This is a genomic window from Staphylococcus sp. IVB6240 (assembly GCF_025558425.1).
Classification (GTDB): domain Bacteria; phylum Bacillota; class Bacilli; order Staphylococcales; family Staphylococcaceae; genus Staphylococcus.
Genome location: NZ_CP094718.1, coordinates 666,987 through 680,338 on the forward strand (window position 1 = coordinate 666,987; position 13,352 = coordinate 680,338).

Sequence of the window (13,352 nt, forward strand, 5' to 3'; positions counted from 1 at the left end):
ACATTTTAAATCAATGCCAAACTTTTATGTTTCAAGTTCTTACGCACACAATACGGCATAAAAATGTTAAAATAAAATGATGAAAAAAATTAGATGATTATGATGAAAGAAGTGAGAAGAAGATGACTGTTGACGCACGTGAACAGGCAATCAAGGATACAATCAAGCAAGCCAAACAACAATGGATATCAGTAGAAGTAAAATTATCCCATTCCATTGATTCAATTACATTGTTTGATGCGACAAAAGAGGCAGTAGGGAGTCGATTTTATTTTCGCTTAAACGATAATGAGACAGCTTACTTTGGATATCGCATTGCGACTCAAATTAAGCGTGAACACTCAAATAAGCAAGCTGTTTTTAAAGAATGGCAAACATTAAGAGATCAAATTTTATTTGTAAATCCAGAAAGTGATAAGCACCATTTAAGACTTTGTGGTGGATTCCAATTTTCTGAACAGCGCACAAGTGAAGAATGGCAAACGTTTGGCCAGAATCACTTTGTTTTACCAGAAGTGCTGATTTCTAATGTAGAGGGAGAAACATTTTTAACTTATACAGTAGAACGTGCGAAGTTCTCAATGACAGGGTTACAAGATTTAATTAAACAATTTGAATCACTAGCAGTTGTTAAAGATACTGTCGCATTGCCAGAAGTTGTTCAAATTGAAAATGTACAGCAGGACGAGTGGCAATCTTTAGTTGAACGCACTGTTGCACAATTAGCAGATGATGAAAAAATCGTTTTGTCACGACAACGAAAAATAAAATTTGCCTCACAGGTACATATCGATACAATTCTAAAAAATGCACTGCAAAATGAAAAAAATAGCTATTTATTTGTGATAGAGTCTGGAGATCATACATTTATTTCACAAACACCAGAACAACTATTCCGAGTTGAAAATGGCATGTTATCAACAAAGGCAGTTGCTGGTACATTGCATCGTACAGAGAATCCTGCAGATGATGAAAAACGACTGCAAGCATTTTTACAAGATCATAAAAACTTAGGTGAACATCAAATTGTTGTGAATAGTATCCTTGAAGATATACATCCTTTTGTTAAGGAAGCAACTTACGATACAACACCTAAAATATTAAAAAATGATCATCTTTATCATTTATATACGGAAATAGGGGGACCACTTGAAGGGCACTCACATATGTCATTAATCGATGCCTTACATCCGACACCTGCATTAGGTGGATATCCAAAAGCAATGGCAATGACTTATATTGATGAACATGAGTTTGCAGCACGTGGCTTATATGGTGCGCCTGTTGGTATGATTGATATTTATGATGATTGTGAATTTATTGTTGCGATTCGTTCGATGTTGTTAAATGACGATGAAGCGATACTTTATGCAGGTGCGGGGATTGTGAAAGAGTCAGATCCAGCTGCAGAGGTTGCGGAAACAGCCTTGAAATTCAGTCCAATGATGGGCGCTTTAGGAGTGACAGAAATTGGATAAACATCAACAATATCTTACAGAGCAAGTTTTTCATTTTGCTTCTGAATTATATGCATATGGTATTCGTGAGGTCGTGATTAGTCCGGGTTCACGTTCTACACCATTAGCCATTGCATTTGAATGTCATCCAGAAATAAAAACTTGGATTCACCCTGATGAACGTAGCGCAGCTTTCTTCGCTTTAGGATTAATAAAGGGCAGTGAACGACCTGTCGCACTTCTTTGTACATCAGGAACAGCGAGTGCCAATTATGTACCAGCTGTGGCTGAAAGTGATATTAGTCGCTTGCCTTTAGTGGTACTGACGAGTGATCGTCCACATGAGTTACGTGGTATCGGTGCACCACAAGCAATTAATCAAGTGAATATGTTTGAAAATTATGTGCGATACCAATTTGATATGCCACTGGCAGATGGCACGATAGGCTGTATTGAGACAAGCCAATATCAACTGGAGCGTGCAAGTCAATATTTTGATGGACCACAACAAGGACCGGTTCATTTCAATTTACCATTTGCAGAACCACTAACACCTGATTTATCACGTGATGATTTATTAACAACACACACGTATACACCAACGCATTATCAAAAAACGATGGATCCGACCATTTTAGAGAAGACGTTACGTCAACCTAAAGGATTGATCATTGTTGGTGATATGCAACATCAAGATATTTCTCAAATTTTAACTTTTGCAACAGTGTATGATTTACCCATTTTAGCAGATCCATTGAATGGTATACGTAGTACACAACACCCAAATGTTATAGCCACTTATGACCTATTGCTAAGAGCTGGTTTACCATTAGAACCAGATTTTGTTATTCGAGTGGGGAAACCTGTAATATCTAAAAAGCTCAATCAATGGCTTAAGCAAACATCTGCTGAACAGATTCTTGTTCAAAATAGTGGTGATAGGGATGCATTCCCTAAAAAGCCTGACTATTTCTTTGAGATGTCGGCAAATGACTTTTTTAGATCATTGGAAACTATACCAACTGCATATCGTAAAAAGTGGTTGAAAGATTGGCAGACATTGGAGAAACAAGCGCGTGCTGAAGTAACAGCTTATCAAAAACGTGCGACAGGAGAAGCGGCTTATGTCAGTCGCCTTTTGGAGAAACTTGGCAAAGACGATTGTTTATTTGTAAGCAACAGTATGCCAATTAGAGATATTGATAACTTGTATTTTGATAATGAAGCGCGTATTTATGCAAATAGAGGTGCCAATGGTATAGATGGTATTGTATCTACTGCACTTGGAATGGCTGTGCATCGTTCTGTGACACTCTTAATTGGTGACTTAGCACTTTATCATGATATGAATGGCTTGCTTATGTCAAAACTCAATGACATTCAGATGAATATTGTGCTATTAAATAATGATGGTGGTGGTATTTTCTCATATTTACCACAAAAACAGCAGGCTCCTGAGCATTTTGAACGTTTGTTTGGAACGCCAACTGGTCTTGACTTTGAACATGTTGCAATGCTTTATGGATTGGGTTATAAGCATATTCCAGATTTAGAAACATTGTCGTATACAAAATTACCTGAGATGTCATCACATCTAATGGAAATTGTGACAACGAGAGAGGGAAACCACGATATGCATCAAGGTCTTTATCAATGTTTAGATGAGGTGGCAAATGTTACATTATAATTGGTATCCATCACAACAAGAGACAAAGAAAACAGTCGTGATGTTGCATGGTTTTATTAGTGATCAATCGACATTTCAAGGACATATTGAACCATTGACGAAAGAAGTCAATGTGTTGTTAATCGATCTACCAGGACATGGCGAAGATTTATCATCAATGGCAGAAACATGGAATTTTGACTGGATCATTGCACAACTTCATGAACTGCTATTGTTATACAAAGAGGATGACTTGTATTTACATGGCTACTCAATGGGTGCACGTGTTGCCCTTGGCTATGCAACAAAACACAGTGAGATGCTTTCAGGATTGGCGTTAGAGAGTGGTTCGCCTGGTATCCAAGATGAGGTGGCCCGTATTGAACGCCAACAGGTAGATCAAGCGCGTGCACGTGTATTGCAAGTGGCAAACATAGAAGTTTTTGTTAATGATTGGGAACGTTTACCGCTATTTCAATCACAACAGTTTTTATCAACAGAAGAGCAACAACGTATTAGACAAATGCGCTTATCTCAACAACCTGAACGACTTGCCAAGGCACTCGTTGATTATGGTACAGGAAATATGCCTAATCTATGGCCGAAACTTGAAAAAGTCACATGCCCTGTACAACTGATTGTTGGAGAGTGGGATGAAAAGTTTGTTGGCATTGCACATGAGATGATGAAACAATTTAAACGAGCGGATATTCAAATTGTTTCTGAAGTAGGACACACAGTTCATGTGGAAGATTATGAAAAATTTGATACAATGATACTAGCGTTTATTTTAGCTAACTAGAGGAGGTTGACCCAGTTGAGACAATGGGAAACACTAAAAGAATATAAAGAGATTAAATATGAATTTTTTGAAGGCATTGCGAAAGTGACTATCAATCGTCCACACGTACACAATGCATTCACACCAAATACGGTACAAGAGATGATTGATGCATTTACACGTGCTAGAGATGACGAACGTGTTGGTGTCATCATTTTAACAGGTGAAGGAGATCAAGCATTCTGTTCAGGTGGAGACCAAAAAGTTCGTGGTCATGGTGGTTACGTAGGTGATGACCAAATTCCACGTTTAAATGTATTAGACTTACAACGTTTAATCCGTGTCATTCCAAAACCAGTTATTGCGATGGTTAAAGGATATGCAATCGGTGGCGGTAACGTACTACAAGTCGTTTGTGACCTTACAATTGCAGCAGATAATGCTAAATTCGGTCAAACAGGTCCAAAAGTAGGCTCATTTGACGCAGGTTACGGTTCAGGTTACTTAGCACGTATTGTTGGCCATAAAAAAGCACGTGAAATCTGGTACTTATGCCGTCAATATGATGCACAACAAGCATTAGAAATGGGTATGGCAAACACAGTTGTACCACTCGATAAAGTAGAAGATGAAACAGTACAATGGTGTAAAGAGATTTTACGTCATTCACCAACGGCATTACGTTTCTTAAAAGCAGCAATGAACGCTGACACAGACGGTTTAGCTGGTTTACAACAGTTTGCTGGAGATGCGACATTACTTTACTATACAACAGATGAAGCGAAAGAAGGACGCGATGCGTTTAAAGAAAAACGTGATCCAGACTTCGATCAATTCCCTAAATTCCCATAAGTTCAGATAAAAAAACGGGCGTTTATGTGTATAAAATGTACACACAAGCGTCCGTTTTATTTTTATATTTTGTCAGGATATGTTTCTGATAAATACTTGCGCAGTCGAGCCATACCTTCTTGAAGTTGTGTCATATCATATGCATAAGAGATACGAATATGACCACGACCACAATCTGTAAAGGCAGAACCTGGTACCATAGCCACGTGTGCTTGTTCCAGAACATCTACACAAAATTGCATGTCATCATCTGTATATTGTTGAATGTTAGGGAAAATATAAAATGCCCCTTGTGGCACGGCAGCCAATGAAAAGCCCATGTCAGTGAGTTCAGACACTAAATAATCACGACGTTCGATATAGGCTTTATTCATTTCCTTAGGTGCATCTATCGCTTTACTTAATGCTGTAATCGTTGCTACTTGAGAAGGAACATTGGCACAAATACAGTTATAAGCATGCATAAACGTTAACTTCTCAATTAAATATTGAGGGCCAGACAGGAAGCCGATACGAATACCTGTCGCTGAATGTGACTTACTTAGACCGTTAATTAATAACAATTGATCATGTATTTCAGAAAAACGTGCAAAAGATGTATGCACAGTATTAAATGTATTTTCTGCATAAATTTCATCACTAATCACAAAGATTGGCAAAGTCTTCAGTAAGTTAACAAGCTCAGAAACTTCATTTTCAGACAGTGTCATGCCGGTAGGATTAGAAGGATAGTTCAAAATAATAGCACGTGTCTTCTCTGTAAAATGTTGTCTGATCAAATCAGGTGTTATTTTTAATCCTGTCTCACGTGTATCAATAAAAATGGGAACCCCTCCCAGAGATTGAATCAAAGGGATATAGCCGGCATATACTGGACCAGGCAGTAATATTTCATCACCTGGATTGATAATGCAGCGTAAAGCAGTATCTAAAGCTTCTGAAGCACCATTTGTAATAATGATAGATTCTGGATCATATGAAATATCAAAGCGTGTTTTATAGTATTCTGAAACAGCCTGACGCGTTTCTAATAAGCCTTTATTGTGAGAATAGGTTGTTTGATTATTGGCAATAGCTGTTTGATAAGCTTCCTTAACCATTTCAGGCATTGGAAAGTCTGGTTGACCAACTGTAAGATTGACAACATCAGTCATTTGACTAATTTTACTTGAGAATTGTCGGATGCTGGGTGCTTTTAAATATTTACTATTTTCATTAAGTTCAAGTTTCATAAAATCACGTCCTGTATAAAGAAAGAATTGTCTTTAATGATACCATATTGTAGCTAAGAGATTGAATGGAAATGAAAAAATGTCAGTGTATGAGATCCCGTAAATTGGATTCATAACACTGACATATCATGATACTATTTATAAGGTTTGAAGGTAGCGGGCGACTTTAACTGAACGAACGGACTTGTCCATTTCGCAACAAAATCTGTCGACCAAATCCAGACAATAAAGCAAGAGAGTATAAAGTTATATAACAAGCCCAGTGCTGGATGTGCATCAATAAATGGATAAATATGCTGCCCACGAATTAAGCCAATAAAAATACCGTGAAGAAGATAAACATACATCGTACGTGAACCGATATATGTAAACCAGTAATGCTTTTCTGGCGTTAAATTAAGAAAAGCCATCATTGCTGTGAAAATAACAACATAAAATAATAATCGCTTAAGTGGACTTAAAATAATGTCGAATCCTTCAATTTGTTGATAAGGGGAACTAGCGAGTAACCAGCTAGAATCAATTGGATGGAAATAATAAAAAATCATAAAACCAACCAATACAGCAATTGATAAAGGCACATATTTTTTCTGACGTATGGTATGACTAAAGTTATCATTTAATAAGTAACCGATATAGAATACTGGGAAGAAAACCAATGTACGTGACCAACTTAAATAACCATCTATGTTTGTAGAAAAACCAGAGAAGATAGCAATCATTATGGCTGCAGGTAATACGTAAATCGGTTTGAATTGACGTACAACTAAGAGAATGACATTGAAAGAAAATAATGTCAGTAAAAACCATAATGCAAAGACCGGAGAAAAGAGATCTAAGTCAACGGAACTATTCTTGCCTGTCAAAAAATAATAGACCGAGAAAAAAGCATAGAAAATTAAGTACGGACCTAGTAACTTTTTACCAACCTTTTCAAGATAGCCTTCTCTACCAATATTTTTTGCGAAAAAACCTGAAATAAATAAAAAGGCTGGCACATGAAAGCTGTAAATGACTAGATAAAGTGCGGTCAAAAAAGGTTGTTCAGATGTGTAAGGTTGAATTAAATGTCCGAAAACAACTAAAAAAATAAGTGCTGCACGTGCATTATCAAAAAATGCATCTCTTTCTTTAAGTGTAACCATCTTATATGTGCTCCTTTATTAAACGTCATATTTAATGTAGTATAAACATTATGGTAAATGCAATAAAAAAAGTAATATGAAGTCTGAATAGTAATTTCAATCATTAGCGCCACGTGCGCAATTAGGTATGAGAAAGTATTTTATTTTGCATAAAGATATGTTAAATTGGAAAAATGATATAGGACCCTTAATTTAAAATATGAAAATAAAATAAGAATAGGGGATACATAGCTATGACGAATGCGAACTTCTCAGAGTTAAAGCGATTAAAACATCCACCTAGGTATTTACCAGGATTAGATGGGTTACGCGCTATCTCTGTAATAGGTATTATAATTTACCATCTAAATGCCCAATGGTTATCAGGCGGGTTTTTAGGCGTTGATACTTTTTTTGTAATCTCAGGATATTTGATTACATCACTTTTACTATTTGAATATGAAAATAATGGACAAATTGATTTAGTAAACTTTTGGCTTAAACGTTTTAAACGATTAATTCCAGCCATGTTGTTCGTGGTTTTATTCTCGGTAATTTATGTTGTATTCTTTGAACCTGAAATTTTAAAAGCGATAAAAGGTGATGCTGTCGCTGCGTTAGTTTATATTTCAAATTGGTGGTATATTTTTCAGGATATCGATTATTTTGATCAGTTCAAACCGATGCCGCTGAAACATCTTTGGTCATTGGCAGTAGAAGAACAGTTTTATATTTTTTATCCGCTCGTATTGTTGGCATTTTTAAAAATATTTAAGCAGAAAAAATGGGTGGTTATCACATTTTTCATTATTTCAATTCTATCTGCTTTTTGGATGTTTCATTTATCAATGCCAGATGCAAATAACTCAAGAACTTATTTTGGAACAGATACACGTCTACAAACATTATTATTAGGTGTTGTATTTGCATTTATATGGCCAGCATTCAAACTTAAAACAAACCCTGCTAAATCCAGCAGAATGATAGTAGATATATTAGGTGGTATGGCACTTCTTGTTTTATTAACATTATTCGTAGCAGTGAATGAACAACAATTCTGGTTATATAGTGGTGGCTTCTATGTCATTTCATTATTAACATTATTGATTATTGCAAGTGTTGTACAACCTAAAGGCATGCTTGCCAAAGCTATGGGCAACCCACTCTTTTTATATGTAGGTAAACGTTCTTATAGCTTGTATTTATGGCATTTTGTGATTATTACTTTTGTTCATAAAAATTTTGTAGCAGGACAATATCCATTATACGTCTATTTCATCGATGTTATTCTCACATTTTTAATGGCAGAAATATCATATCGATATGTAGAAACACCATTTAGACGCCATGGTTTACGTGCATTCTATATGAAAGAAGCACGTGTGATATCATCGGTAAGAACGTTGATAATTACAGCAGCGATCATTATGACTACTTTGGTGTTGGCAGGATGCTTTGATAGCTTTGCTAAACAAGAGCAGAAGGTGACTGAATACAAAACAGAGAAAAAAGAAGTACAAAAGGAACCTGAACCCTCTGTGGAGGAACCAAGTCAAGAAGCTGCATTTGACCCTAAAAAATTATCGCCATTATTTATTGGTGATTCGTTAACAGTAGGGATGGGCTATTACCTTGATGAACATTATCAAACACCAACCATTGATGCACAAGTAGGGCGTTCTATTGGAGAAGCAATTAATGTAGCACCGAACTATGCTTCGTATAATAAAGAAGGACAGGTCGTTGTTATACAAATAGGAACGAATGGTGATTTTGATAAAGCACAGATTGAAGAACTTGTGCGTTACTTTGATAAAGCGGATGTTTATGTAGTGAATACGACTGTACCAAGAGACTATCGTGATCATGTAAATGGCTTATTGGAAAAAACAGCTAAAAAATATAAACATGTTACTTTAGTGGATTGGTATTCAGCAGGTGTCGGTCATACAGAATTCTTCGCTTATGATGGAATTCATTTAGAGCACCCAGGTATTCAAAGACTTGTAGAAGAATTAGATAAAAATATTAAAGAGAATCAATCAAAAGAATAATAGAAAAGCCATCAGATTTGGATATTCAGTTCCAAATCTGATGGCTTTTTATGTTTCAGTATAGAACTAGAAAACAGCTGCAGTTAACGTGCTGCAGCTGTTTCATATTATACGTTTCTTATTTTTGATACATATCGATGTCAAAGTATTTTCCAACTTGACCGATAAGATCATAATAATCTTTCATACGATTAGCGTTATGGCTTGCCCATGTGATGTCTGTAGCATATTGGTGAACACCTGGATTATGAGGATTCCAACGCATACGGTAAAGTGTATTTTGTCCAGCACCGATATATCTTTCTTTAATGAATTCAGCGCCACCAACGATTGATTTTCTTACTGTGTCCCAACCGTTATTTTGTGCTGTTTTGAAACCGTTACGTACGGCATCATGGTCGAATGCACCAATACCAAACATATTGTAGTATTTCTTGCTTGGATTTGTAACAACTTGATTTTGGTTATTTACGTAACCACCATTTGAAAGTTGAGATGTACCATGACCTGTTTCTAATAGGGCATGTGAAATAAGATAAATTTCATTAATGTTATGTGTGATAGCCGCTTCTCTGAACGCTTGTCCTTGTCCATGCAAGATACCTTTATTTTTCAATAATTTATCTAAATCACTCGCTTCTAAACCTTGGAATTGGTCTAGTTTTAAGAATTGATATTTTTCACGTGCATCTTTTGCAATTCGTTCTGTATCCATAGCACGACGCGTTTCTGAAACTGTTGCATCTTCCCAAGTACCAGCAACACGTTGAATTTGTGGTTTTGGCATTAATGAATATTGTTTATTCACTGCTTGGTTCAATGTATATGCAGATTTATACTGTTTTACTAATTGTGAACGCAAATCAGATGCTTTAACCCAACCTTTTTTACCATCTTGGAAAGTACCATAGTACCAAGTAATGCCGTTTACAATAGCAGATTTATTCACTTTAAAGACATTTTCATAGTATTTGCTAAGTTGACCTGCTGCTGTTCTATCACCTGCATTGTTATAGTAGAAACCATAATTGTTATTGATAAAATAATGATTTGAATCATTCAATGTTTGTGTCAATGCTGGCTCATTTGCTGGCTCATTTGCTGGCTCATTTGCTGGCTTCGTAACAGCACGTGTCGCCACGGTATTATATGGTTTTACTGCGCTAACTACAGATGTTTTTTTAGGTGAATTTTTAACAGGTGTTAAGTCTAGTTGATTAATCCAGCCTGTTTTACGGTTCACATTTCCATAAACGAAAGTATCGTTACCGACTGCCACTGTTTTAGTCGCATTGAAAGTACGGTTAGCAAGTTGTTTTAATGAGTCAATACGTTGTTTAGATGTACCCCAAGGCATTGAATAAAGACCTGATGTATTGTTGTTAACTGTATATGTTGCTTTCACTGGTTTTGTTGAACCTAATGATTGACTGAAGACATCCTTCGCGTTAACCCAACCGAGTGGTGTTTTACCATTTGTATTTTGCAATAATACATAGTTTTGATTATTCGCAGTAGCTGTTTTCGTAATTTTATATGTTTTGTCAGCAAAACGATCAGCATTCTTGCCCGTTTTATCATAAACAGTTGCTTTTAAGCCGTGGTTGTTAACATTTAAACGACCAATTCTTGAAACATGTGAAGTCACATTTGAAGTTGCTTTTGGTAATGAAAGGGCACTTTGTGCAACCCATCCAGCAAGGCGATCTGTTGTTCCGTATAGGTAAACAGTGTTTGCAACTTTTTGTTGTCTTACTGCTTTGAATGCTTGCCCATTTTTACCTGTAACAGTTCCAACGACTTGATTACTTGAACCCCAAGGTGCGGCATATAGTTTTGTACCAGCATCGATTGTGTAGTTTTTATTAATGACTTGTGCATATTCACTCTGACGATAGTTCACATCTTGTTGTTTTACCCAACCGATATGTGTTCCTGATAAATAATCTGTCACTAAGTAATAGTTTTGGCCGTTTAATGAAGCTTTTTTAGATACGCGCATTGTACGTTCAGTGGCAGTTGTTTTGATACCATTTTTGTCATAAACAGTCGCACGTAATCCGTTATTATTCGTATTAATACGGCCCATACCTGAATCACTTGTTACTTTCAATGGTGAAATAACATTTGTTTTTACAGGTGTTTTTGTCATTGTTTTAGTAGTAGGTTGTTTAACAACTACTTTAGTAATAGGTTTAGCTACGGCAGGTTGTGTTGCAGTAGGCTTAACGACAGGCTTTTTAACAGGTGTTGCAATGATATTATTTGAATTTACCCAACCTGTTAATTTGTTTACAGTTCCATAAAGCCATTGTGTATTGCCAATTTTTTGTTGTTTTTGAGTAGCAAAAGTTTGAGCTGTTGCTTTTGATGTTTGACCTTGAACTTGTGCATTTGTACCCCAAGGCACACTGTATACTGTAGTTCCTGGTTTTAAAGTATAGTTTTTACGTAATGATTGTTCGGCTTGTGCTTTTTGGTATTGAACATCACCTTTGTTAACCCAACCTATCAACGCATTAGATTTAGCATCTGTTACTAAATAGAATTGTTTACCGTTAAGGTTAGCTGTTTTAGTGACTTTTAATGTTTGATTTGTTTTATTCGTTTGAAGACCTTTTTGGTCATAAACAGTTGCATAAAGCCCTTTGTTAGCTGTATTAATACGACCATAACCTAAATCGTTTGCTACAGTTAAGTGATTTTGACTCGCTGTTGTTGTTTTAGGCGTTGTTGGTTTTGCAACGGTATTTGTTGTTGGCTTTGTAGTAGTGCTTGGTTTTGTTGTAACGACTGGCTTAGTAGCTGTTGGTTTCGTAGCAACAGGCTTAGATACTGTTGAAGATCCTACTGGTCTTGTAATACCCATTTTTGTTTGATACTTCTCTTGGATAAGGTCATATAATTCGTTGTAACTATATCCATGCGCATGTAAGTATCCATGTGGGTCAACGTGGTCAGTACCGCCTAAATGTCTTGTAACAGCAAGGTGTGTCCAAACAGTTCCACGACCATCTTCTTCAGCACTATTTGGTGTTAAACCATAATATTGAAGGTTTGTTGCAACATAGTCAGCCATGTTGTTCATTTGACGTGCAAATGAATCATAGTCATGAACATGTACTAATTCCATATGAATAAAACGCTGATTTGCTGCATAGCCTGCACCGTATGCAAGATAATCCGTTGGTTGTGTTTCTACAATTCGGTTACCATCGACAAAACCATGTACAAAAGCACTGTTAGCGTTACGTTTCATGTAAGCAATCTCACCATCAATTGTTGATGAGTCATTTGCAGTATCATGGATAACGATACCTTCAGGCTTACCAACACCACCACGATAGCCATAAAGTGGAATGTGACTAGAATAGTCTTCTTCATACTTAGGTACTGTATAGTTTTGGTTGCGAATATATGTGTTAATAGCTGAATTTACTTTTGGTTTATAAGTTGGTTGTGACATTTGTGGTGATGCAACAGCCGCGCGGAAAGTAGTCGCTGTGTCTGGCGTCGTTGCAGAGCTACCTTTACCACCTACACGTGGAGGAGTAGGGGCGTTCGCATTTAATACTTCTGTTTCATTTACAGTTTGATCATTTTGTGACGTTGTATTATCTACATTTTGATTTGCACTTTCATTTGATTGTGCTAAATAAGGTGTTGCTGTTGCGTAAGTTGAATCAGAAGATGTATTATCTTCCGCTTCACTATGCATAGCGATATCTTGTTCATCAATTGGTGCTTCTTCTGATGTTAGTTCAGTAGATGCATCAGTAGTAGCCTCTTGAGATACTTCAGAAGGTTGAACTGACTGTTGTGTTTCGACATCAGTTGCCTCATTATTTACATCTGAGTTAAGTTGTACTTTCGCTGGATCTGAATACGTTTGTGTACCAGCAATTTGATTATTATTTTCTGTTGTTTCTTGTTTTGCAACTTCCCCTTGTTGCTTTGCAGTTTCATCATTTAAAACATTAACAGGCTCTTGTTGTGTAGCTGTTGTCTCTGCAGCATCAGCATGATGAGCAGTCATAGCTGTTCCAGCGATTGTTAATGCAATCATAGAAGGTGTCTTATACCCAAATTTTTTAGCCATTTCATTTCTCCTTTGAACTCATAAAACTTTATTGAAAATCGAATACTATTATTATATGACTTTGAACGCTGAAATAGGGATCTTTAA

8 protein-coding genes are annotated in these 13,352 nt (G+C 36.4%); 5 read left to right on the forward strand and 3 right to left on the reverse strand.

Annotated features, from left to right (window positions below; all coding sequences use genetic code 11):
- Positions 1-122: 122 nt before the first annotated feature.
- From MUA88_RS03300 to menB, 4 genes are read left to right on the forward strand one after another with little or no spacing between them, the layout of a single operon-like run.
- Positions 123-1,478 (forward strand): isochorismate synthase, encoded by a 1,356-nt coding sequence (locus tag MUA88_RS03300; RefSeq protein ID WP_262604711.1) that lies wholly within the window; start codon positions 123-125, stop codon positions 1,476-1,478.
- Positions 1,471-3,144, forward strand: coding sequence for a 2-succinyl-5-enolpyruvyl-6-hydroxy-3-cyclohexene-1-carboxylic-acid synthase (gene menD, locus MUA88_RS03305; protein ID WP_262604712.1), 1,674 nt, complete (start codon positions 1,471-1,473; stop codon positions 3,142-3,144). Before MUA88_RS03300 ends, menD begins: the two co-directional genes overlap by 8 nt.
- A complete protein-coding gene (menH, locus tag MUA88_RS03310; RefSeq protein WP_262604713.1) occupies positions 3,131-3,925 on the forward strand; it encodes a 2-succinyl-6-hydroxy-2,4-cyclohexadiene-1-carboxylate synthase in 795 nt (264 codons plus the stop codon). Before menD ends, menH begins: the two co-directional genes overlap by 14 nt.
- Before the next feature lie 15 nt (positions 3,926-3,940).
- Entirely contained in the window at positions 3,941-4,756 is an 816-nt protein-coding gene (gene menB / locus MUA88_RS03315; protein ID WP_481906563.1) for a 1,4-dihydroxy-2-naphthoyl-CoA synthase, read from the forward strand.
- A 62-nt stretch (positions 4,757-4,818) separates the two neighbouring features.
- Here menB and MUA88_RS03320 read toward each other — a convergent pair whose 3' ends face one another.
- Both MUA88_RS03320 and MUA88_RS03325 read right to left on the reverse strand, forming a co-directional pair.
- Entirely contained in the window at positions 4,819-5,988 is a 1,170-nt protein-coding gene (locus MUA88_RS03320; RefSeq protein WP_262604715.1) for an aminotransferase class I/II-fold pyridoxal phosphate-dependent enzyme, read from the reverse strand.
- A gap of 134 nt (positions 5,989-6,122) precedes the next feature.
- On the reverse strand, positions 6,123-7,133 hold the full coding sequence (locus MUA88_RS03325) for an acyltransferase family protein (RefSeq protein ID WP_262604716.1): 1,011 nt from the start codon (positions 7,131-7,133) through the stop codon (positions 6,123-6,125).
- A gap of 233 nt (positions 7,134-7,366) precedes the next feature.
- Here MUA88_RS03325 and MUA88_RS03330 point away from each other — a divergent pair, with 233 nt between their 5' ends.
- Positions 7,367-9,166, forward strand: a complete 1,800-nt coding sequence (locus tag MUA88_RS03330; RefSeq protein WP_262604717.1) for an acyltransferase family protein — start codon at positions 7,367-7,369, stop codon at positions 9,164-9,166.
- 118 nt (positions 9,167-9,284) lie between these two features.
- Here the strand turns inward: MUA88_RS03330 and MUA88_RS03335 are convergent, their stop codons facing one another.
- A complete protein-coding gene (locus tag MUA88_RS03335; RefSeq protein ID WP_262605762.1) occupies positions 9,285-13,265 on the reverse strand; it encodes a GW dipeptide domain-containing protein in 3,981 nt (1,326 codons plus the stop codon).
- Positions 13,266-13,352: the final 87 nt, after the last annotated feature.